The organism is Marinomonas spartinae (assembly GCF_016461715.1).
Lineage (GTDB): Bacteria > Pseudomonadota > Gammaproteobacteria > Pseudomonadales > Marinomonadaceae > Marinomonas > Marinomonas spartinae_A.
Genome location: NZ_JAEMUI010000013.1, coordinates 1 through 22,297, shown reverse-complemented (window position 1 = coordinate 22,297; position 22,297 = coordinate 1). Strand labels below are relative to the sequence as shown.

Sequence of the window (22,297 nt, the reverse complement as noted above, 5' to 3'; positions counted from 1 at the left end):
TAAAAATTGTAGATAACAACGAGAGATATTATCATGCCCCCTAAAACAGCGGTCCGTCACTTCGAAGACAACCTAACCGACTTGGACACCATAGTGACGCAACTAGAGTCAAATCAGTTATCCCTAGAAGACGCGCTTAAAGCCTTTGAAAAAGGGGTAAAATTAAGCCAAGAGTGCCAGCGAGTCTTAACCCAAGCCGAGCAAAAAGTGCAAATTCTACTCGATAAGCAAGATGGCGAACACTTAGAACCTTTTGATCCGGAAACAAATTCGTGAACCTAGACCAATTCTCCAACTACGCGCGTCAACGAGTCGATTGTTACTTAAAGCAAACATTAGACACATATCCGCCAGCCGCTTCCTTACAGGCTGCAATGAATTATAGTCTATTTAATGGGGGGAAGCGTATTCGCCCTATGCTGACATTCGCCAGTGCCGCCCTCTTTGCAGAACCCACCCCGCTGACGGATGCTTGTGCTGCGGCCATTGAGGCGATTCACGCCTACTCATTGATTCACGACGACCTACCAGCGATGGACGATGATGATTTACGCCGAGGCCAACCAACGTGCCATATTCAATTTGATGAGGCCACAGCGATTCTTGCAGGAGACGCCTTGCAAGCCTTCGCTTTTGAATTACTCAGCTGCCCATCCCTTAACCAAGCTCAGTGCCAATTACAACTCATTCAAGAGTTAGCCTGTGCCGCTGGACGACATGGGATGGTAACCGGACAAATGATAGATTTATCCAACGTTGGACAGGATATCGATATTCAGGCACTAGAAGAAATGCATGCCCATAAAACAGGCGCTCTGATCCGTGCCAGCGTTCGCATGGGAGCCATCAGTGTTGGGCTAAAGGATGCCAAACAGCTGGCTGCACTGGATGACTACGCCACTGCCATTGGATTGGCATTTCAAGTTCAAGACGACATTATCGACATTACCAGCGATACGCAAACCTTAGGAAAAACGCAATTTGCCGACGCCGATGCCAACAAGCCAACTTATCCTAAATTACTTGGCTTAGAAGGGGCAAAACATTTAGCAACAACCCTTAATCAACAAGCAATTGCAAAAATTTCGCCTTTTGGTGACGCTGCGCAACCTTTAATAGAGCTTGCGAACTATATTATTGGTCGCAACCACTGATATACTAGCCCGCTTATTATGACTTTATTAATGTGACCATACTGGTGCCCATGTTCGACGAAATCCCAACCTCACGACCTAACACTCCACTACTTGATCAGGTGAATTCTCCAGCGGACCTGCGCAAGTTAAAAAAAGAGCAGCTGCCTAAACTTGTACGCGAGCTTCGTGAATATATGCTCTTCAGTGTGGGCCAGACAGGTGGACACTTCGGAGCAGGCTTGGGCGTCATAGAACTGACGGTCGCCTTACATTATTTATACAATACTCCAGAAGACCGTATCGTGTGGGACGTTGGTCATCAGGCTTACCCACATAAAATATTAACTGGGCGCCGTGATGCACTACTGAATATTCGCCAAGAAAATGGCATTTCCGGCTTTCCAAAGCGCGAAGAAAGCGAATACGACACCTTTGGCGTCGGCCATTCCAGTACCTCCATTGGCGCCGCTTTAGGAATGTCACTCGCTTCTCGTCTTCTACACAAGCCACGTAAAGCAGTAGCTGTCATTGGCGATGGTGCGATGTCGGCCGGAATGGCCTTTGAAGCATTGAATCACGCAGGGGATGTGAAAGCCGATATGCTGGTTATCCTAAACGATAACGAAATGTCTATCTCCAAACCCGTTGGTGCATTATCCAGCTACTTTGCTCGCATGTGGGCCAGCAAAACTTACGATCACATTCGTAAAGGCGGTCAAAAAGTCTTTTCAGGCCTTCCTTCAGCGCTCGAAGAGCTTGCTCGTAAAGCAGAAGAACATATGAAAGGCTTGGTCTCTCCTGCCACTATGTTTGAAGAGTTAGGATTTAACTATATAGGCCCAATCGACGGTCACGATATGGACCATCTACTCACCACCATCAACAACATGAAAGATCGCTCTGGCCCGCAGTTCTTGCATATCATCACCAAAAAAGGCAAGGGCTTCGAACCCGCCGAAGGCGACCCGATTGGCTTCCATGCCATCAGTAAAATAGAACAAGATAATCCAAGTGCCCCCCCCAAAAAGAGCTTACCAAAATACTGCAACATCTTTGGTGAATGGATTTGTGATGCCGCTGAGCGCGATAGCCAGCTTGTTGCCATCACCCCTGCCATGAAAGAAGGTTCCGACCTGATAGCCTTCGCAGATCGCTTTCCAACACGCTACTTTGATGTCGCCATCGCCGAACAGCATGCCGTCACCTTAGCCGCTGGTATGGCCTGTGATGGCTTAAAACCTGTTGTCGCCATTTACTCCACTTTTTTACAGCGCGCTTATGACCAATTGATTCACGATGTCGCTCTGCAAAATCTCGATGTTCTTTTTGCCATCGACCGTGCTGGACTAGTAGGGGAAGATGGTCCCACCCATGCAGGCGCCTATGATTTAAGTTATTTACGCTGCATTCCTAACATGGTGATCATGGCCCCCTCTGATGAAGATGAATGCCGCAAAATGCTACAAACGGGGTACGAATACCAAGGGCCAGCAGCCGTTCGCTACCCACGCGGCACCGGAAGAGGCATCGAGACAGAAAACACCCTTGAGACCATTCCTATAGGCGAAGCCCGAACACTCTATACTGGCCACTCCGACATTGCCATTTTTGGTTTTGGACGACCCACCTACGATGCGCTACAAGCGGCTAAACATTTAGATGCGACACTACTGGACATGCGCTTTGTTAAACCATTGGACAAAGCAGCCTTACTGAAGCATCAACATGCCAAACTTATCGTGACAGTGGAAGAAAATGCGATTATGGGCGGTGCTGGCTCAGCAGTCAGTGAATTCTTACTCTCTAATAATATCAATGTTCCAACCCTACATATCGGACTGCCGGACCAATACGAAGAACATGCTAGCCATGGGGCAATGCTTAAACGCATCGGGTTAGATGCTGACGGTATCGAACAACAGATCAAACAGAAATTAGAACAAATCTAATTCACTGCCTTTTTCTACAACGCAATCCAATATGAAAAGCCGACGTAAAAATCGGCTTTTCATGTTCAGCAACCTACCTAAAAATGTCCATCAAGTATGCAAACCTCAGCCAAGGGGTTTAACTTTGAGACTCTCGCCTAATATAGTAGGTAAAGGCAACTAACTTAGGGAGTCAGGTAATGAGTAAAACCTTAATCATTGGTGCAAGTGGCCAAATTGGTAACATCATCACGCAAACAATGGCACAAACAAATGAACCTGCACGAGCGCTTGTCCGTGACAAAAGCAAACTCAGTCACATCACGGGTAAGCAACTTGAAGTCATAGAAATGGATCTAGAAGGAGATTTTAGCGCCGCCTTTGAAGGGATTGATCGCGTCATTTTTACAGCAGGCTCTGGAGCTAAAACCGGACCAGACAAAACCCTGCTGATTGATTTATGGGCAGCGAAAAAAGCCGTAGACTATGCAAAAGACGCCCAAGTCAAACAATTCATCTTAGTAAGCAGCATAGGCGCCGATGATCCAGATGCACTAGAATCTAACATCAAACCTTACCTTGTTGCGAAACACATGGCGGATGATTACCTAATAAAATCTGGTGTTCCGTATACCATTGTTCGCCCAGGCCCTCTTACAAATGACAAAAGCCAAGGTAAAATCACTATCAAACGTCCTGATTCACGTGCAGAAATGGCCATACCCCGTGCCGATGTGGCCAAAGCTGTTATGTTTATTCTCAGTAAAGACAATTTGAACGGAAAGGTATTTGAACTGTTCAACGGCACCTACGACTTTGATAACGTATTGGTCCCATCTGCTTAATTTAATCTCTAATGCTAATAAACAAGCATTCCCCAAACTGAGGCAGACACTCAGTTTGGGGAATTTTATCCTATTCAATTAGCTAATAATAAGGTTACGTTCTGGAATGTTTGCCAAACAGTAGCTTTTTATTCCATTATGAAGTGCATTGGCAATCTTGTTTTGGAATGCTTTTGTTCTCAACTTCTTCTCTTGAGTCGGATTGGAAATAAAGGCGGTTTCCACTAAAGCAGATGGAATATCAGGCGATTTCAAAACAACAAACGCCGCTCGCTCTACCTTGCGGTGAAGTACGCGTTCACTTTCTGCCAAATTATGGATCATAGTATGGGCAAGATCGGAACTGGCCGATATGGTTCCCGTCTGAGACAAATCTAATAAGACTTTAGCCAACATACTACCCTTATCTTTTAGCGATACACCACCAATTAGATCAGAGTCGTTTTCTCTATCCGCCAAACGACGTGCCATCACACTACTAGCACCTTTATTTGACAAAATATAGACCGAGGAACCTTTTACAGAACGATCATCACAGGCATCCGCATGAACCGAGACAAAAACATCAGCTTTGTGCTTATGAGCAATATTAACTCGTTGACGTAATGGAATAAAAATATCCTTGTCCCGTGTCATCACAACTCTAAAGCCTGGCGTATTATCCAACTTACGTTTCAGCATGCGACTAATTTCTAACACCACATTTTTTTCATGAGTGCCGTATTTTCCGGTGGCACCTGGATCTTTGCCACCATGTCCAGGATCCACAACCACAATAATATCACGCTTAACCGGGTGCCTTTCCATGACGGCATGATGCACCAAGTTATTGCTAAAATCTAAAGCCAGATGCCCAGTGCGTTTATCAATAGAAGCACCATCGAAAGAGGTTTGATGCGGTAAGTCAAAAACCACCCGTAGCGTTTTATCATGGTGGACAGCCCAGCGAACATTATCGAATAGACCGCTTCTTTTTAGCGAATCCAGATTGCTGCTATTGGTTGTATCATGTAAATCCACCACCAACCTTGCAGGGTTTGATAGTGTAAAAACGTCGTAATGGGGGACTTTTGCCAAATCAAATGTTAGGCGAGTTAGTTTGCCATCATGAGTGGAATGAACCGCTTTTAAAATGTTAGAGCGATTCGCTGCCAAAACCGGGGCAGATAATAAAACAGCGCCAGATGCCATTAGGAGCCGCTGAATAAATTCACGTCGAGTAGTGCTTGACATAGGAAATACGCCATCTTCGTTTGAGCAAATTGTTTACAACAACAAAGCCTATGGGAGAAGAGGAAGATGGGGCCTCTATTATCTATCTCAAGTTTTTCGAAAAACGTCAAAGAGCGCGTTTTAAAAGCCAGTATTTACTGCAAATCGCCTCGATCAATAGGTCTACTATTTACACGGGACGCGTGCTCCAAGGAGCAAACTTTTTGTTCAAACTCAGAGAAAAGAGAACCAATTCATACCTTCCCAAGACTAAGTTAACACAGTTATGTAACCACGAATAAATCAAAATCTCAAAAAAATACCCAGCACTTCCAAAAACTTTACGCTAGAATTACGACCAGAAAAAGCAGCATCCCCCACCAAATTTCCGTAAAACACTGCATAATAATCAAAAAAAGGACCAAGACAGCATCGCTATTTTGGTCCTTTTTTTGTGTCATTTCTTCTCAAAGAAAAACGCAACAAAAGCTTAGATAGGGTTAGCAACCAAGTCTAAACGTCTTCTAAAGCCCATGACAGCAAGGCTAGCTAACACCCCAACACCGCATACAAAAGCCACATAATAAGCAGGTGCAAGTGGGTCTTCTCTTAACAAGGTACTCACGACTAACGGCGTCGTCCCACCGAAAATGGCATAAGCCAAATTATAAGAGAAAGACAACCCTGAAAAACGAATCGCAGCAGGAAAGCTCTTTACCGCGATGGCTGGTACCACACCCGTCAACCCGACAAAGAAGCCGACCAATGCATACATCGGAAACAACAAGGACGTGTCATGCAACATGGTGCTGTAAAACATCCAATAGCTCACGCCCAGACCAATACTGAAAATCGCCAAAATAGGGCCATTACCAAAACGATCCGCCAATGCACCACAAACCCAGCAGCCGATGATAACGCAAATAATCGCTAAGCTGTTTGCTTCTAGCGAGGTTTGAGGGTCCAGATGAATCAACTTCTGTAACAAGGCTGGCGTCATTAAAATCGTCACCACTACAGCAGCCGTTAATACCCAAGTCACCGCCATAGAAATCAACACAGAAGGAATGTGTTTTTTAACCACAGATTTAATAGGCAACTCTTGCGCTAATTCTTTACGCGATTCCATTTCCTTAAAGACAGGCGTTTCCTGTAGCCAACGACGTAAGTACATGGTAATAAAACCAAACAAACCACCTAGAATAAAAGGATAACGCCAAGCATAACTGTGAATCTCAGCAGCACTGTAAATAGAATGCATAAAGGTGGCGACCAAAGACCCAATCAAAATCCCTGCCACAAGACCCGACGACAAGACCCCACATGCAAATCCCACATGACGCTTAGACACGTGCTCTGTCACAAAGACCCACGCCCCAGGCGCTTCACCACCAATCGCGGCACCTTGCAAGACACGGAAGAACAACAAGAGTAAAGGTGCGGCAATACCAATCGTCTCATAGGTTGGCATAAGACCAATGGCTAAGGTAGGTACAGCCATCAGCAAAATACTCATCATAAACATACGTTTACGACCCAGTATGTCACCAAAGTGCGCCATAATAACGCCGCCCAATGGACGAGCTAAGTAACCCGCAGCGAAAATTCCGTAGGTTTGTACTTGGCGAAGCCATTCGGGCATATCAGCGGGAAAGAAAAGACTGCCAACGACATTGGCAAAATAAACGAAAATAACAAAATCGTAAAACTCCAACGCGCCACCAAGGGCGGATAGACTTAACGTTTTTGCATCACTTCGATTTAGACGACGATGAGCATCTGACCCACCCTCGGTTTGATTAGGTTGAGAGTTTGTTTTTGTATTCATGATTGATAGACAACTACTTTTAAAGGATACTTTTGTTTAAGAGTCCTGCCTGCTTCTACCACGGTTATATTTTATGTCATGAACGCAAATTCACGAGTGCGATATGAAGTATTTTCAAACAGGGGGGAATGAAGTTTACTGATGAGACACAACAAAATAAAGGCATTTTGTTGGTTTTGTCGACAAATTATTCCGTAGACGCAGAAAAAAGCCTAAATGTATTTTCAGCTCAATTAAAAAGTGCACAATCCAAGAAAATAGGCCATTTTCAAGAACCAACAATAAGGCAATGCTGTTAATGATTTACAGCCATATATAGGCACTTTAGCCATATTCAGTCCATCAGACTAAAGAAATACCTCCATCCACCACTAACGTATGCCCAACAATATAATTTGCTTTATCAGAAGATAAAAACTCAATCGCATCTGCAATTTCTTCTACCTCTGCAAAGCGTTTAATGGGCACCACATCAGATACCTCTTCTTTGATCCTTGGGGTTTCTCGTTGCCGTTCTTGCCAACGAGGTGTCCAGGTCACTCCAGGAGCAACCCCATTGACACGCACACCTTTTTCAATGGCCTCTAAAGCAACAGAACGCGTTAAACCTTCTAATCCATGCTTTGCCGAACTGTACATGGCAGCGTTGGGGGTTGGACGCAAGCCATTAACCGAGCTGATATTCACCACTCTGGCCCCAGCGGACATCAACGCCAGCTCATACTTAAGGCATAATACATACGACCAATAATCATTGAGCATGGTTTCTTTTAATGCGTCCACACAAACCGATTCAAAACGCCCCTTAGAGGCTAATAGCGGTGAGGCATTATTAATCGCAATATCTAACTTGCCATACTGTGTTTCAATATAAGCAAATAATTGAGAGACCGCTTCTTCTTTCGATAAATCTGCCTGGACATAATCAACAGCATGAAGTTCAGAATGCTGAGACAACACGTCACTCCATACTGCCGGTTCACGAGAGCACGTAACCACTTGATAGCCCAGTTCAACAAAACGCAATACAGAAGCAAGTCCGATGCCTTTACTTCCACCTGAAACAAATACAACTTTCATAAAACCCCTTTTCTGCGTTTAGCATCCGTTCTCACAAATAAAATAAATAAGAGACAACCTATTAATGAGTATCTATAGGAGTGATAATTTCATGTATTGAACATTAGACTCTTTGGATAACGCTTGATCTAAGCGATAGCCCAAACCTTGATACCAGCCAAAAGCGGTTTTATTAGACGGTTCAACACCTAGCACTAAGGTTTTAATAGAACAGTCTAGAGACACAGTTTCCATAAACCTCATCAATGCCCTGCCGATCCCCAAATGTTGACTGGTCGGCTTCACGTACATTTGAATAATTTCACCAGCGTTTGGCAATAGTGTTGTTTCAAAGGTTACACCACAAATTCCGACAAGCTCAGCATTGATAAACGCGCCTGCCATCTTTCCTTTCATAGAACCTTCCTTTATCAAACGCTCAAAGTACATGGTTGGCAAGGCTTTTTGCTGCTCATAATCCGCCGCAAAACAATCTGGATAAGTGTTTAGCGCTTCTAGCCTAATCTCTCGATAAACACTGGCTTCATGGGGCTCAAGCAATCTTATTTTATACACCGGATAATGTCTCATTCAGACACAGAAAGCGCAAAGGCAACAGCCGCATCCGCATGCAGTTTGGTCGTATCATACAAGGGCACATGGGTATGACGCTGCTGCACCAACAGCCCAATCTCAGTACAACCTAAAATCACCGCTTGGGCGCCACGTTTATGAAGCAAATCAATGATGGCTAAATAGCGCTCTCGCGACTCCGTATAAATTTGCCCTTGGCACAATTCATCATAAATAATAGTGTGCACGGACTCTCGATCCGCTTCCCCAGGGACCACCACATCAATGCCAAAATGCTCGATTAAGCGATTTTTATAAAAGTCCTGCTCCATGGTAAAACGTGTTCCCAACAAGCCCACCTTAGTAATGCCATCGGCTTTTAACGCGTCCGCTGTTGCGTCGGCTATGTGCAAAATGGGGATGGAAATCTGCTCGGCAATATAAGGCGCCACTTGATGCATAGTATTCGTACAGATCAGTAGAAAATCCGCCCCACCCGCTTCGACAGACTTTGCTCCATTGGCTAAAATGGCCGCCGTTTCCACCCACTTTCCCTCATGTTGTAAGGTTTTAATCTCCTCAAAATCCACGCTATGAAGACAAATTTTCGCAGAATGTAAACCACCTAATGCGGCTTTGATTCCTTTATTGAGCGCCTCGTAGTAAGTCACGGTTGATTCCCAACTCATGCCTCCTAACATACCAATCGTTTTCATGATCTCTCCATATCGTTTTAGATATAAATAAACAAACACAGGTTGAAAATATTGGGTGGCATCGACGACATTTGCTCCTCGAAGCATTTAAAACACGCCTTTGATAGACTGCAACTTAATCTGCATTAACCCAAGTATTTTCTCTTACGTTATAATGGGTTACATAATGATCCGGTTGTAACTCATACTTATCATCTTCTGGGTAGAGCTTTGCTACCCCAATGTCTTCACCAGAAAAAGCTTTTATACTCTCAACATCCGTCCAATAAGTAATCAAGGTGATTTCGGCCCCTTCACTACTATCACGATTAAATATTTGGGCGCCAAGAAAGCCATCCGTTTTAGCGGTATCTTTTACACCTGTTTCATATAAATACGCAATGAAGCCTTCTTCATGTATTTTTGGGCATTTGGCTTTCCATTCACGAGCAATCACTTACACCTCCTTAACCACTTCAATAAACCACTTTGGCTGCATTTCAGCAAAATCTGTTCGACTGTTAGAGGGGAGGTAACTGGCAGAATCCAGAACGACAGGCTGACCGTTGAATCGCTTAAATACAACCCAATGCCAAAAATCCTTGCCATCTTCTTGATGATGCTTAATCGCTAACAACGCCAAATCCGGCAAGGCGTCCCAAGAGACAAATGGTGCTTCATTGTCTGAGGCTTTCACCCCGCATGCCAGCAACATGCGTCTAACATAACCCGTATCAGACCATAGCGAGGTATCTGAGGCAAAAATACCTAAATTATTAGCAATTGTTTTCATTTGTGAATAGGTTTTGCCAACAATATTCGCCACTGACGCAATGCCACAGCCCGTCGCTTCTTCTTGGATCACAATAGTCAAACTCACTCTCCATTATTGATTTTTATAAAGCACTCTCTCCAGAGCGCTTTATTTGGCAGCAAAATGCCTCCAGCCCGGCCTTTAGCATTCCTGATAATTCAGGATTTTCAAGAATCCCCTCTTTATCCAGTTCGCTACTTAATAAAGGAATCGAGACAAACGCACTGTCGATAATGACACCCGACATAGTCGTTAATACTTCCCGCAAAGCCGCCAAACCGTGACTAGCTCGTGGCGAGGTATTAATCAACATAATGGGCTTATAGGGAAACTCTACCCCGCTGACCAACCAGTCCAATGCGTTTTTCATGGGGCCACTGATGCCGTGTGCGTATTCTGGACTAGCTATAATTAAACCGGAGGCTTGTGCAAGCTGTGCTTTTAACCTCTGTAGTGCTGGAATCTGAGCCTCATCCAAATCAGGGTTAAACAAAGGAAGGGCTTTAATCTCACCTATTTCCACGATCACATCATCAGGTGAAAGCTCACCTAAGGCTTTAAGTGCCGCCGTATTATAAGAACATTCACGCAAACTGCCTGATAAGGCGAGTATTTTCATTCCTTCGATCCTTTTCCTACCATTCAATTAATAACCTATGACTTGCCAACCACACACTGAACCAATAATTTCAATCGATCTACATCGGTAGGGTCATCATAAACATCGTAAAATAACTGATAAGCAACGGCATCATTTTCTTGCAAATAACGCAGGCTTTTCTTAGGGCCAAAAAACCATAACCCGCGAAGCTGAAAATAGATTTCTAATAACTCAAACTGCAACCAATGGCGTCGATATTTCCCTTCCAAGTCATCTAATTCAATTCGAGACAACATTTTAGAGATCCATTCAAAAGTATGTGAACGGTCTGTCTCATCTAATATCTCCGGCCCTGCCTCGATTCGCTCTTGGATCGCCGCAAGGTACTGACCACCAAGGCCTCGTTGATCCAATAAACAGATGCCATCACCAAAACGCAATGCATCGTCCGAGACTAAGGTCATCTTCTCAGAGGGATATACCCAAGCGTCCAAATACACACCATGAAACACACGCGCCTCTTTGGTTTCCGTACCGCTATCTACAAAACATGCGATATCAATATCACTCGCCTGCGTCGCCTCGCCCCTTGCTCTAGAGCCGTAGAGAATAATGGTATGTGGCTGATAACGCTTTATCAGATCCTCAACAGCTAAACGGATCAGTTTATCCATAAAATAGCAGCCTCTTTACCTTGTTGAATAGACACAGATTTCATCATTTTTTACCCGCAGGTGTCTTACTAGAGGGTTCAATCAATCTTGCTAAGCAGGGCTCTCATAATAAATATCAAACTCCTCTTCATGTGTTTTTATAAAGCCATTATTGATATAAAAATCATTGGAGCGGCTGCCTTTAAGCGCACCTAACCGAACAGGCAACCCTTTTTTATGAGCCATTGAAACAATCTTTTGAAGCGCCAATTTACCAAGTGCTCTACCTTGATGTTCTGGCTTGATATACAGATGATCCAAGTAATGATGGTCTGCTTTGACGCGTACTACAAAGAAGCCCAATAACGTCTCATCATCCACTATTTTGAAGGTATCACTCGGCGTGAAGGTCTCTAGAAAACGGCTTCTCACTCGCTTTTCATCAAAACGACCTAATGCTTCGAGGCTTGGCCGCATCGCTAAAGCCCGAACTTCAGCTAATTCATAACCATCGTCTTTAACCGCTTGTGTGTATTCCATATAACGCCCTTCAATGTATTAACAGACTTGCCACTTACCTCGTAAGCCAATGAGGTTACCAAAAGGATCCGCTACCTGGCACATGCCAAAGCCGCTCTCTATTGCCATTGGACCACGGTATAAACTCGCCCCTATGGATTCAAAATGCCTCAAGGATGCTTCAAGGGAATCAACAAACCAATACAGAACGGTTCCCGACTTTCCCGCTCCAACCTTTTCATCGGCCTGAACAATTTCTAGCGAAAACCCATTAATGTCCAAAACGGTAAAATCGAAATCAGCCAAGTATCTGGGTAACGCTGATGGAAAAGCCTTTTGATACCAAGCTACCCCTAATGATACATCGGGTACATGCACTAATATTGCCGTAGGTGTCATATTCTCTCCGAGACTTTTACACACTTGCTGTGTAAAAGTTTCTCTCCCTAATAAACGAATAAAAAATCAGCTATACATTACGACTCATGGAGCTATTAAAGGAATACATGCGAACTTCATCCCGAGGAAACCACCCAAGCATTTCATAAAAGCCTTGGGCATTTAGATTGTCGTTGTGAACAAATAGATGGGTTTTATGAATGCCAATCAATGCCAACGCTTTAATCGATTTATCCACGAGCGCTTGGCCAATCTTTTGACCACGCAATGGTAATGAAACAGCGAGATGCTGCAAGTAGCCACGTCGCCCATCGGTTCCCACCAATACAGCGCCGACAACCTCATCCTCATTCAGCGCTACAAAACTCAGCCCTTCATTGCGATTAAGATAACGCTCAATACTCTCGCGTGAATCCGCCTCTCGTAACGACATACTTTCCGTCTGACGCCACAGTTCAATAACAGCGTCGTAATCTGTTATTGTCATTTCACGAATAACAACCATCTTCTTCTCCTGCAGGGACAACCCCAACCTATCGTCAATTACGCTATATTAATCAGTCCAACTGACTCGAAGAAATAAAAGCAAACAATAGTAATAAGCACATACAGACAAACTGATAAGATAATAATACCAAGCACTTTCCAAGTAGATTGAAGGTCAAATTCTGAGGATTGCTCTATTTGCATTTTTGTTAAAAAGTAGTCCTTGGAAAGCAATAAAACGGGAATAACATAGAAAAATGCTAAACTCACACTTGGTACACCATCAGGTATATAAGGACTTAGAAAAATAAAGACAAACATAGCGGCAATTCCAATCCACAAAGACCGCTTTGCAAAATCCTGTCTCCCGATTGCATTAAATCCCGTTACTAAAAAGTAGATTGCAGCAACAGGCCCTCCAAAAAAGCTTCCCCACATCATTTGCTTAGCAGTATAGATTTTTTTCATTTCAACTTCCTATTAGAGAATTTCCCTATAAAATGATGTCCCACATCATGCAAATACATTCCAATAAGTCTCATCACTCGACCGCTCAGTCAAAGCAAGCCGAGTGAAACGCAATGCTACCCTTGAGTGTTATCCAATGCTAATTGCTTAGCAGCTTTAAAGTCGAGTTTGCCGCTTCCTAAAATAGGTAACGCATCAACTTGAATAATCTCACTGGGCATCATTAAAGCAGGCATTTTCGCCTCGACCAAAGATTGGCGGATATCCTCAGAGTTCGCGTCATCACCCACCAGTAAGATTACCCTTTCGCCTTTTTTCTCATCCGGCACATTCACTGCCACCATGGATAAATCAGTCGACTGTAGAATTGTCCGAATCTGCTGTTCCACCGCACCTAAGCTAACCATCTCTCCGCCTAACTTGGCAAAACGCGAATAGCGATCCACCACGGTTAAATAGCCGTCTTCATCTAAGTGTCCTTTATCACCTGTTTTATACCAGCGTAATCCATCCATTTCGACAATCACATCAGCGGTTTTTTCTGGATCCTCTAAGTAGCCTTTCATAATTTGCGCACCACCAATCAGAATCAGTCCATCTTCCCCAACAGGCAGCGTTTCCAATGAATTGGGATCAACAATACGGAAGGTTGTGCCTGGTAATGCCATACCGACCGTCCCAGTACGAGCCGCTTCCTGCACTTGAGCTGTATCACGATTAATGTAGCCTGGCAGATTCACACTGGCTACCGGAGTGGTTTCCGTCGTGCCATAGCCTTCTAAGATCGTTTTACCAAACCGCTGGGTGAAAGCATCTCTTACTTGTGGGTCTAATTTCTCTGCACCACTTACGACAGCTCGCAAACTACTGAACATAAGAGGATGAATACGACGATTACGGGTGTACAGCCGTAAAAAGGTTGACGTAGCACACATCAAAGTCGCTTCATGTTTCGTCACTGCTTTGGCAATGTTTAAACCATCGGTAGGATCAGGGTGGCAAATCGCGGGAACGCCTTCAAGCAATGGTAATAACCCCGTGACAGTTAGACCAAAAGCATGAAACAGTGGCAATGTGGCCATGATGCGGTCATTGTCGCGCACATTTAACACATCAGACACTTGACGAATATTCGCCATAATATTCCTATGGCTTAATACTACTCCTTTAGGCGTACCTTCACTGCCCGATGAAAACAAAATCGCGGCGGCATCATCTAGCTCACAATGGGAACACCATAACCACTGCAACCAACTAGTGGGCAAAAGTGCCGCCATAACAGCGGTACTCACCGCCTCGACTTTATTAAGTCCCTTATGGAAATCTTCTAGATAAATAACGTCTTTACCCGCCAATAATGCCTGACAATCAATACCTCGTTTTTCTAACTGCTGAATAAACCGATGGGCGGTGACAAAACCCTGAATATCCGCCTGTTTTACGGCATGAAGCTGCGCCTCAGGTGTGGACGTATAGTTAATGTTCACTATCGTCTTACCCGCCATTAATGCTGCCATATTAGCCGCTACGCCAGGAGAAGACGTTGGCACAAGTAGGCCAAGATTTTTCCCCGGTAATTTTTTAATACGACGTTGCAATAATGCGGTCATGGTCAGTAGTTTTTGGTGGCCCAATGGTTCACCTTTACTGTCAACAATGGCCCAATCTGTTGGTTTTGCTTTCGCAGTACGAATCCACGAATGGGCTAAGGGCTCAAGCGTATCGGTATAATCGTTCCAGCTCGTCACTGACATCTCAAATACCTTTTGCTTCACTGTCTCCGCTGTGGAATGAATATCCATAGGCGTGCCAAACGCGATGGTCACATCTCGTTTCAGACCACTTTTTCTCAACTGAGACAGTTTTTGCGATGAGCGAGAAAAGACGCTCCCCCACATACCCCGTAGATAAAAAGGCACAATGACACCTTTTGAGTCTGCGCAAGCGCGCTCAAAACCGTGTTTAAATTCGCCAAGTTGCCCCAAATGGCTGATCGCCCCTTCGGGAAACAGACACACTACTTCACCTTGGTTAAGTAACTCAGTTACTTGTTCTAAAGCCTGACGACTTTGCCCACCGGAAATAGGAATCACCTTATAGCGATCAAAAAACCACTTCAAATACCAACGCTGGTAAATACCTCTATCCATCACAAAATGCACATGACGCGGGCAGGCCATTTGCACCATAGCCCAATCCAACCAACTGATGTGATTACCCAATAACAAAACGCCCTGACCTGACTGCTTTAAATGCTCTAAACCAAGCACATTTAGACGATATTTACGGGCGAGAATAATTGCCATAACACCACGAAGTAAGGCTTCTGGGAGGATATGTATGGCTGCTAACGTCCCAGCTAAAACAATGAACCCCAATCCCCATAACAGATAGCTTACATCTAGATCAGTAAGCGCAAAGATAATAGTGAGACCTAAAAAGGCCAACATACCAATGTTTTGAATATAATTGCTGCCCGCCAAGGTGCGACCTAGCTGATCATTCCTAGCGTGGAACTGAATCAACGCATTTAATGGCACACTAAACATGGCCCCAAACAGACCGATGATAAAAAAAGCACAGGCCAAGATAAGAAAAGAGTGTGCCATTGGGATGATAAAGGCACCAAGAGTCACCCCCGCGATCCCAACCGGAATAAGAGATAAGTTGATTTGATTGCGTGACATACTATTGGCCCACATAGAGCCCAATAAAACCCCAATGCCAGATACAGCAATGGTTGCTTGAATGACAAAGGCGTTAGTCATTCCCAAATGCTCTTTGCTATAAGCGGGAAAAACGGCTAGTAGCACCTGACTTATAGACCAAAACAATGTCAAACCAAGAATTGACTGCCAAATAGCCTTATGCCTACCCAGCAAGGATATATTCTGTTTTAAGGTGCGACCACGAGCATAGTTAGACCAATTGAACGCCTCTGATGAGGTCACTGCATTCCCTTCCGGTAAGCGCAATGTTAAATAAAACTCAAAGCAGGAGCCGATAACCAGCAGCCAGCCTAATGGCGCAATGGCACTGAACACACTATCAGGAGAGTACATACTCTGCGTCGGCAGCAAGAGTTCAAATAAAGCAGAAAAGACCACGATACCGCTTAAGATAGCGATCATAGTGACCCCTTGGATCCAGCCATTACCTTCGCTTAAACGGTTTACTCCCGCCATTTCACGAATATAGCCATATTTAGCAGGGGAATAAATGGCACTTTGTAGCCCCAAAATAAAGGTAAAGGCAAATGCCTCTATAAAGCGCCCATGGTAATAGCACCACGTTATCATGAGAGTGATAACAATCGCGATGGCTGCGGACATTTGCATCACGCGCTTTTTCTTATAACGATCAGATAAAAAACCAGCGGGAGTCACTAATAAGATATAGGGTAATAGCACGAGGGCATTAACCAACGCCGTCAATAAAACTTGATAACTGCCATCGTAACTTTTAAATAAGGTATTCTGAATAATAATTTTGTGGCCTAAATCAACAAAGCTATTGAGAAAAGCCACACTAATAAAAGCAGCAAAACCGCGAACCTTATACAAACTGTTCATTGGTGCTCTCCTGTATCCAATGTGTTAAATAATGAGTCAATAAGTTATCAATCAATGCATCCGTTTGATCCCCTTCAAGAAACAGCTTACCTCGGGAACTCAGCGCGGCAATACCATGAACCCCACACCACAAGGTTCGTACCGCAAGCTGTAGTGACTCTTCACTGACATTGGGTGCTAATTGACGCAACGGCGCCTGAACAAAGTCAAACAATTCGTTAACTGCATGAATTAACCAATCAGGGCAAATAATACTTTCTGGAGTATGATGTTCAAACATCAACGCCCAACGATTAGGCCACTCAGCGGAAAAGTTAAGGTAGGTTTTTGCAATAATACGCAAGGTTTCTTGAGGTAGGTGGTTTACTTTTTCTTGTTCAATTTGAGTCGACAGTAGGCCATTCAACATGGCCATGGTTCGGCCGTTGATGTGCCAGCATAAATCGTCCAAATTGGTAAAAACCAAATACAATGCACCAGCGGAATAGCCAATTTTCTGGGCAACTTTTCGTGCTGACAGTGCATGAATACCGCCTTCATCTATCAGCTGTTCGCCAGCAATTAATGCCAACTCCTTTAACTCTTCTCGACTATGATCGTTACGGCGAGCCATTTTTTATCCCTGTTAAGCCATATTAAACACTGTTCAATAAATATAATGAACAGTGTTTAATAAGTCAATAGAGTTCACTCAAAAACCAAACTCTAGCCCATGGACATTCCCCATTAACCTATAACAAACCTTTAACATTAATTGATATTGATTATCATTATCGATATTATCTTGATTATATAAACAATGGAGACTGTTTACGTGCACAAGCCAGCATTAAGTAAGTTAATCACAAATCCACTGCTTGCTGACGCTTTACGACCCAGCGCAACAAAGCTTGCTAGCGGCGCGCTTTTCTCATCATTATCAGGCATAACAATGCTGGCAGCGTTATGGAGCTTGATTCAGTTACTGGACGATTTGTCCTCTATTTGGTTATTCACTGCTTCCCTATTATGGCTCTTTGGCGCGCTATTTGCTGCCCTTGCCTCTTGGTTAGCACACGATGGCGAAGCCGCTTTTTCCGCTAGATTGCGACGTAAAGTAGCCAATCACTTATTAAGACTCCCTGAATCCTCGCTTGCCAAGCAAGGAGATCAAGAAGTACGAAATTTAGTCTCTAGTGATATTGAGAAGCTGCATCATATGGTGGCTCACTTACCTGCCGAAATTGCCAGCTTTTTGGTCACACCGATCGCTGCGATATGTCTTTTGATCAATATGGCAGGGGTATCAGCCTTATGGGTTCTACTACCTGGCGTACTTGCTTCTTTATATTATCTGGTTGTCGTACCTCACATTAACGCACGTGATGGTGAAGTGCGACGACAGATCATGGGCGAGATCATCACAGCAGTCGATAACTACGCCCGAGGCATCCGAGTCAATCGAATATATGGTCAGCTGTCCGGTGCATTAGCCGACTACGATAGTGCTACAAAGCGCTTTACCAACAACATGGTCCTCTGGGTCAGTAAAGTCGCCACTTTAGCTGGTACCGCCGTGGCATTACTGCAAGCCGCTGCCACTTTTGCTATCGCTTACTTAATTGCCTATGACACCAGTATTCCATCCCTCGCCGCCACATTGTTTTTTAGTTTTGCTATTGTTACCCCAGCGCTTAGACTTGGCCATGGCCTTGATTACGTCAGTGCTGGTCGATTAGCAATGGGGAGACTGATCGCGCTACTACAGTTGCCGACTTTACCAACAGGACAAGTCACGACATTACCTCAGCCTCCCACACTCACCTTACAAAACGTCCGTCTCACGATTAATGGATCGCAACTGCTAGATGTGATTAATGAGACCTTTCCGAGCAACGCCCTGAGTGCCATTACAGGAGCAAGTGGCATCGGTAAAACGACGTTATTGCGAGTTATGGCTGGACATGAACCATTATCGAGCGGGCAAATAAAACTGGCGCAGACCGACATCACACAGCTAAATGAGTCAACCCTGCATCAATCAATACTGCTCATTCCTCAAGGAGGCGATACACTACCCGCAACAGTCGAAGAGAACTTACGCCTTTCAGCACCACAAGCAAACACTGCTGAGCTTAATGACGCCCTACTCCGTGCTCAATTAAACACAACACTTGATACCCATACCGACATACTTTCCGGCGGTGAACGTCAGCGCTTAAGTATCGCCAGAGCGTTCTTATCTGACGCTCACATCATACTTCTCGATGAGCCAACTAGTGCACTCGATGCAACAAGAGCAAGCGGATTAATTCGTGAATTAGAGCATTTAGCTCAAAAGCAAGAAAAAACGATTGTCATGGTTACCCATGATGAGGAATTGGCGGCCAATACCGCAAAAGTCCTCAAACTCAAACGGATGACCATCGCAGAGGATCAGCAATGAAATACGGTGCAGACAGTTCAAATCATTCGCCAATCCTAGCGCTACCCTCTGCTGCACGTAAGCGTTTACTCTATGTCGGCTTAGGCTGGATCTTAGTTGCGGCTTTAGAAGCTTGGGCTTATACCGTGCTAGCGTTGGGTATCACCCATCATTGGCCCCCTTTGTGGATTCTAATCAGTACAGGGATGGCCATTCTTGTCTCAATTGCCGTGAACCGCTCTGGCTATTTAACGGGTGTGCGACTTGCTGGCGATTTATATAAAACACTAGGTCACGCCTTGGCTCAAAGCAAACTTTCTTGGTTTACCCACAATAATCGAACCAAAATAGCTAACATAGCTGGTCAAGGCATTCCAGGGTTCATGAGCATCCCCGCCCACCAACTACAAAGCTTTCTTCATGCTCCCTGTTTACCACTGTGTTTAGTCGTCGGTATAGGCGTGGTGGCAGGTCTGGAGATTGCCCTAGTAGCCAGTGTTTTATTAATACTGGCGTTGTTAGGACTTTTTCTTTCACAGCGGGCCCTGAAACGTGCTGATGCTCAGCGTCAGACCGCACAAAATAATGCCTCTGCCGCAACACTTGAATTTGTTGACCATCTTGAGTTATTACGCACGGCAGCAGGCCCCATCAAGGCCATTGAACGCATTGAACAGCGTTGGCAAGCTCAAGAACAAGCCCTGAGTAAAACCAACTGGTCCTCAGCATTCGCCATCTTTGTCTCCACTCTGGCGAGCGTCCTCCCTATCGCTGGTATGGCCTCTTTTATGGTCCTCCAAGACGACACGAACATCACCACGCTACTAGCCGTGTTAATGCTCATTGGACGCGCCGCCGCACCTCTTGGGGAATTGGCCACAGCAGGGTTAAGCATTAATGATTTAAAAGCTTCATTAGACAATTACAAACAAGCGACGACCGCGCCACAGCTCCCCGAGCCTAGGCAGCCTAAAACCATGACAAGCGATCATCAGATCCGTATCGAGGGCATCGCTCACGGACCAGTATTAAACAATATTAATGCAACGATTCCTGCTGGCAGCCGAGTGCGCATTTTAGGCCCAAGTGGAAGCGGCAAAAGTACGTTATTAGAGCTATTAATGCGGTTTGATGACCCTGAAAAAGGTGTCATTACGATTGGAGGTGTTAAACTCAGAGATATAACATACGAAGAACTTGCCAGCCATATCGCTTATGTCCCTCAGGACCCAGTTGTATTTACAGGCACCCTTGCCGATAACATACGTATCGGTAATCCGACAGCCAGTGACCTCGAAGTAGAAACCGCCGCTAGACACGCGTCATTGGACACTATCATTGACCGCTCTCCAGACGGTATACACCAATTAGTCGGACAGCAAGGCATGGCATTATCGGGTGGTGAGCGTCAACGTGTCACCATCGCACGGGCGTTAATCAAAAAGGCCCCCATCTTAATATTGGATGAAGCCACTTCGGCTCTCGACAGCACTACGGAACAGGCAATTGTTAACACCCTTCACACTCTCGATGCGACCATTTTGTTTGTCACACACAAAGACATTTCTGATTGGCGCCCGAATCAAGTGATTGATTTAACAGGTTATATCAATCACTCCCCACCTAGTTAGAAAGGGAGTGATAACACATTCCCTTCCCTTATTAGACGAAAAACTGGCAAATCTCTCAGTAAGTGATTGTTGCGAGCGCTCGATCACACTTTGATCTCAGGCCGCACGACGGTGAGATCAGGCCGCACGACGGTGAGATCAGGCCGCACGACGGTGAGATCAGGCCACAACTGCAACCAACGCTTACTATTAATACGCTGATCAAAATCAATCGGCTTAAGACGATCAGGGTTCATGGTGATGTGCTTTCTAAACAACACATCGACTCCAAAAGGAGCCACCAGCTTTACCTGACCAGAAGACGATAACCGAGCCCCTATGGCTGTTTCTAGCTCGACCCAATAGCTCATGGCGTGACTGGTTGACCGATAGGGTGCATCACTATTACGGTGATGCATACGAGCTTGATTCTTAACAGACCATGGTAAAGTAGAATGAGAAGTCAGCTCATCTTCAATACGCTCGTCTGCTTCGACACTGGTGTTTACTGGGTCAAAATAGATTAAGTCCAGATCATTCAATGGGGTTGTCTCTTCATAACCATGGAGCTTATCCCAGATTAAATTTCTCACAAAACCAGCCCCGATACACCAATCATTCAGTCCAACTTGCTGGGCGATTTGTAAAGCTTCCATACGCATTTTATCTTGCTCAAGCCAAGCAATTACTCGCTGTTCATGATTCACGACGACTTCCCCTCTGGAGAATATGATAAGCACAACCGAGAGAGTAAGATAGAGAAGCAAACCATCAGAAAATCCACGCCTTATTTTGAATAAATCATTTGGAGAGATTATCTTTTTATTGCACAAACATCAATAACTATAGGTTTATAATTTGTTCTTACATTATACGACGCATTAAAAATCATTTAATAATGCATCGTACAATAAAGAAATGTAATTTAAAATTTATCCTACAATTGGTTTAAGTTTAGAAAGTGAGCCTTTTTTCAATAAATCTGACTGAGCTAAGACATTATCTAGCCCATAATAATGACCTGCATTTTTCACTGCTAACATAATTAATACAATACAGTAAATAATATGTGAATCAATGATAAAGTTGTGGTGATCTACGACATATGGAAAATCCATGTTTGCCATCCAATACATGAATAGAACCAAAGCGCCAAAAGGCGCACTGATACGGACAAACAAACCAAAAAGCAAAGACAAACCAATCGCTAAATGGCCATAAGCCACCATAAACGACACGATAGGTGCAATGACAGGCCCTGTGAAGTAAGAAAAGAAACCATGAAAAGTCTTCGTACTGTTTAAAAAACCAACGATACTAAAATTGGGGTCAAATACTTGATGAGAACAAGCATATAAAAACGTCCAAGCCATCCCTAAGCGTAAAGCAAGCAAAAAACGTTTATCGATTACATTAGACATATCAACACTCCTTTTTAAAATTTAGTGATGACAGTATATTTATATTGAAATTATAAAATATTGACATAAATCAG

Annotated in this window: 23 protein-coding genes; 6 read left to right on the top strand and 17 right to left on the bottom strand. The window is 44.3% G+C overall.

Features of this window, described 5'->3' with window-relative positions:
- Positions 1-33 precede the first annotated feature (33 nt).
- The 4 genes from JHD45_RS12715 to JHD45_RS12700 all read left to right on the top strand — a co-directional run bounded on the left by JHD45_RS12715 (position 34) and on the right by JHD45_RS12700 (position 3,909).
- Positions 34-276, top strand: a complete 243-nt coding sequence (locus tag JHD45_RS12715) for an exodeoxyribonuclease VII small subunit (RefSeq protein ID WP_199476896.1) — start codon at positions 34-36, stop codon at positions 274-276.
- Complete coding sequence (locus JHD45_RS12710; RefSeq protein WP_199476895.1) at positions 273-1,154, top strand: polyprenyl synthetase family protein; 882 nt, start codon at positions 273-275, stop codon at positions 1,152-1,154. The genes JHD45_RS12715 and JHD45_RS12710 overlap by 4 nt, the downstream gene beginning before the upstream one ends.
- A gap of 50 nt (positions 1,155-1,204) precedes the next feature.
- Positions 1,205-3,085 (top strand): 1-deoxy-D-xylulose-5-phosphate synthase, encoded by a 1,881-nt coding sequence (gene dxs, locus JHD45_RS12705; protein WP_199476894.1) that lies wholly within the window; start codon positions 1,205-1,207, stop codon positions 3,083-3,085.
- Between the two features lie 179 nt (positions 3,086-3,264).
- Positions 3,265-3,909, top strand: coding sequence for an SDR family oxidoreductase (locus JHD45_RS12700; protein WP_199476893.1), 645 nt, complete (start codon positions 3,265-3,267; stop codon positions 3,907-3,909).
- A 78-nt stretch (positions 3,910-3,987) separates the two neighbouring features.
- Here the strand turns inward: JHD45_RS12700 and JHD45_RS12695 are convergent, their stop codons facing one another.
- From JHD45_RS12695 to JHD45_RS12625, 15 genes are all read right to left on the bottom strand, one after another.
- Positions 3,988-5,142: an N-acetylmuramoyl-L-alanine amidase gene (locus JHD45_RS12695; protein WP_199476892.1), complete on the bottom strand. Its 1,155-nt coding sequence runs from the start codon at positions 5,140-5,142 to the stop codon at positions 3,988-3,990.
- Between the two features lie 469 nt (positions 5,143-5,611).
- A complete protein-coding gene (locus JHD45_RS12690; RefSeq protein ID WP_199476891.1) occupies positions 5,612-6,949 on the bottom strand; it encodes an MFS transporter in 1,338 nt (445 codons plus the stop codon).
- Between the two features lie 342 nt (positions 6,950-7,291).
- Positions 7,292-8,029: an SDR family NAD(P)-dependent oxidoreductase gene (locus tag JHD45_RS12685; protein WP_199476890.1), complete on the bottom strand. Its 738-nt coding sequence runs from the start codon at positions 8,027-8,029 to the stop codon at positions 7,292-7,294.
- A 72-nt stretch (positions 8,030-8,101) separates the two neighbouring features.
- Positions 8,102-8,584: a GNAT family N-acetyltransferase gene (locus JHD45_RS22295; protein ID WP_199476889.1), complete on the bottom strand. Its 483-nt coding sequence runs from the start codon at positions 8,582-8,584 to the stop codon at positions 8,102-8,104.
- An 11-nt stretch (positions 8,585-8,595) separates the two neighbouring features.
- Complete coding sequence (locus tag JHD45_RS12675; protein ID WP_199476888.1) at positions 8,596-9,297, bottom strand: aspartate/glutamate racemase family protein; 702 nt, start codon at positions 9,295-9,297, stop codon at positions 8,596-8,598.
- 115 nt (positions 9,298-9,412) lie between these two features.
- Positions 9,413-9,733 carry an antibiotic biosynthesis monooxygenase family protein gene (locus JHD45_RS12670; protein WP_199476887.1) on the bottom strand — a complete coding sequence of 107 codons (321 nt, stop codon included), beginning with the start codon at positions 9,731-9,733 and terminating at the stop codon, positions 9,413-9,415.
- Positions 9,734-10,150: a hypothetical protein gene (locus tag JHD45_RS12665; RefSeq protein WP_199476886.1), complete on the bottom strand. Its 417-nt coding sequence runs from the start codon at positions 10,148-10,150 to the stop codon at positions 9,734-9,736. It lies immediately after the preceding gene.
- Positions 10,151-10,172: 22 nt separating this feature from the next.
- Positions 10,173-10,709, bottom strand: coding sequence for an NADPH-dependent FMN reductase (locus tag JHD45_RS12660; RefSeq protein ID WP_199476885.1), 537 nt, complete (start codon positions 10,707-10,709; stop codon positions 10,173-10,175).
- Between the two features lie 35 nt (positions 10,710-10,744).
- A complete protein-coding gene (locus tag JHD45_RS12655) occupies positions 10,745-11,365 on the bottom strand; it encodes a nucleotidyltransferase domain-containing protein (RefSeq protein WP_199476884.1) in 621 nt (206 codons plus the stop codon).
- Positions 11,366-11,455: 90 nt separating this feature from the next.
- A complete protein-coding gene (locus JHD45_RS12650) occupies positions 11,456-11,884 on the bottom strand; it encodes a GNAT family N-acetyltransferase (RefSeq protein ID WP_199476883.1) in 429 nt (142 codons plus the stop codon).
- Positions 11,885-11,902: 18 nt separating this feature from the next.
- Positions 11,903-12,262 (bottom strand): glyoxalase/bleomycin resistance/dioxygenase family protein, encoded by a 360-nt coding sequence (locus tag JHD45_RS12645; RefSeq protein ID WP_199476882.1) that lies wholly within the window; start codon positions 12,260-12,262, stop codon positions 11,903-11,905.
- A gap of 70 nt (positions 12,263-12,332) precedes the next feature.
- A complete protein-coding gene (locus tag JHD45_RS12640) occupies positions 12,333-12,767 on the bottom strand; it encodes a GNAT family N-acetyltransferase (protein ID WP_233407810.1) in 435 nt (144 codons plus the stop codon).
- 38 nt (positions 12,768-12,805) lie between these two features.
- Positions 12,806-13,216: a hypothetical protein gene (locus tag JHD45_RS12635; RefSeq protein ID WP_199476881.1), complete on the bottom strand. Its 411-nt coding sequence runs from the start codon at positions 13,214-13,216 to the stop codon at positions 12,806-12,808.
- A 116-nt stretch (positions 13,217-13,332) separates the two neighbouring features.
- Entirely contained in the window at positions 13,333-16,788 is a 3,456-nt protein-coding gene (locus tag JHD45_RS12630; protein WP_199476880.1) for an acyl-[ACP]--phospholipid O-acyltransferase, read from the bottom strand.
- Entirely contained in the window at positions 16,772-17,401 is a 630-nt protein-coding gene (locus tag JHD45_RS12625; protein WP_199476879.1) for a TetR/AcrR family transcriptional regulator, read from the bottom strand. Before JHD45_RS12625 ends, JHD45_RS12630 begins: the two co-directional genes overlap by 17 nt.
- 201 nt (positions 17,402-17,602) lie before the next feature.
- On the opposite strand from JHD45_RS12625, the gene JHD45_RS12620 reads away from it, so the two are divergent.
- Positions 17,603-19,213: an ABC transporter ATP-binding protein gene (locus JHD45_RS12620; protein ID WP_325097293.1), complete on the top strand. Its 1,611-nt coding sequence runs from the start codon at positions 17,603-17,605 to the stop codon at positions 19,211-19,213.
- On the top strand, positions 19,210-20,823 hold the full coding sequence (locus JHD45_RS12615) for an ABC transporter ATP-binding protein (protein ID WP_199476877.1): 1,614 nt from the start codon (positions 19,210-19,212) through the stop codon (positions 20,821-20,823). The genes JHD45_RS12620 and JHD45_RS12615 overlap by 4 nt, the downstream gene beginning before the upstream one ends.
- Positions 20,824-20,906: 83 nt before the next feature.
- On the opposite strand, the gene JHD45_RS12610 is transcribed toward JHD45_RS12615, so the two are convergent.
- Together JHD45_RS12610 and JHD45_RS12605 are read right to left on the bottom strand one after the other, a co-directional pair.
- On the bottom strand, positions 20,907-21,509 hold the full coding sequence (locus JHD45_RS12610) for a nucleotidyltransferase family protein (RefSeq protein WP_325097292.1): 603 nt from the start codon (positions 21,507-21,509) through the stop codon (positions 20,907-20,909).
- A 225-nt stretch (positions 21,510-21,734) separates the two neighbouring features.
- Positions 21,735-22,223: a DoxX family protein gene (locus tag JHD45_RS12605; RefSeq protein ID WP_199476876.1), complete on the bottom strand. Its 489-nt coding sequence runs from the start codon at positions 22,221-22,223 to the stop codon at positions 21,735-21,737.
- Between the last annotated feature and the right edge of the window lie 74 nt (positions 22,224-22,297).

Excerpts from the sequence above, each read along its gene's own strand:
- JHD45_RS12690 (WP_199476891.1), bottom strand. The coding sequence starts at position 6,949 with ATGAATACAAAAACAAACTCTCAACCTAATCAAACCGAGGGTGGGTCA.
- JHD45_RS12700 (WP_199476893.1), top strand. The coding sequence starts at position 3,265 with ATGAGTAAAACCTTAATCATTGGTGCAAGTGGCCAAATTGGTAACATC.
- JHD45_RS12635 (WP_199476881.1), bottom strand. The coding sequence starts at position 13,216 with ATGAAAAAAATCTATACTGCTAAGCAAATGATGTGGGGAAGCTTTTTT.
- JHD45_RS12615 (WP_199476877.1), top strand. The coding sequence starts at position 19,210 with ATGAAATACGGTGCAGACAGTTCAAATCATTCGCCAATCCTAGCGCTA.
- JHD45_RS12650 (WP_199476883.1), bottom strand. The coding sequence starts at position 11,884 with ATGGAATACACACAAGCGGTTAAAGACGATGGTTATGAATTAGCTGAA.
- JHD45_RS12605 (WP_199476876.1), bottom strand. The coding sequence starts at position 22,223 with ATGTCTAATGTAATCGATAAACGTTTTTTGCTTGCTTTACGCTTAGGG.
- JHD45_RS12625 (WP_199476879.1), bottom strand. The coding sequence starts at position 17,401 with ATGGCTCGCCGTAACGATCATAGTCGAGAAGAGTTAAAGGAGTTGGCA.
- JHD45_RS12660 (WP_199476885.1), bottom strand. The coding sequence starts at position 10,709 with ATGAAAATACTCGCCTTATCAGGCAGTTTGCGTGAATGTTCTTATAAT.
- JHD45_RS12640 (WP_233407810.1), bottom strand. The coding sequence starts at position 12,767 with ATGGTTGTTATTCGTGAAATGACAATAACAGATTACGACGCTGTTATT.
- JHD45_RS12655 (WP_199476884.1), bottom strand. The coding sequence starts at position 11,365 with ATGGATAAACTGATCCGTTTAGCTGTTGAGGATCTGATAAAGCGTTAT.
- JHD45_RS12630 (WP_199476880.1), bottom strand. The coding sequence starts at position 16,788 with ATGAACAGTTTGTATAAGGTTCGCGGTTTTGCTGCTTTTATTAGTGTG.
- JHD45_RS12685 (WP_199476890.1), bottom strand. The coding sequence starts at position 8,029 with ATGAAAGTTGTATTTGTTTCAGGTGGAAGTAAAGGCATCGGACTTGCT.
- JHD45_RS12715 (WP_199476896.1), top strand. The coding sequence starts at position 34 with ATGCCCCCTAAAACAGCGGTCCGTCACTTCGAAGACAACCTAACCGAC.
- JHD45_RS12695 (WP_199476892.1), bottom strand. The coding sequence starts at position 5,142 with ATGTCAAGCACTACTCGACGTGAATTTATTCAGCGGCTCCTAATGGCA.
- JHD45_RS12675 (WP_199476888.1), bottom strand. The coding sequence starts at position 9,297 with ATGAAAACGATTGGTATGTTAGGAGGCATGAGTTGGGAATCAACCGTG.
- dxs (WP_199476894.1), top strand. The coding sequence starts at position 1,205 with ATGTTCGACGAAATCCCAACCTCACGACCTAACACTCCACTACTTGAT.
- JHD45_RS12645 (WP_199476882.1), bottom strand. The coding sequence starts at position 12,262 with ATGACACCTACGGCAATATTAGTGCATGTACCCGATGTATCATTAGGG.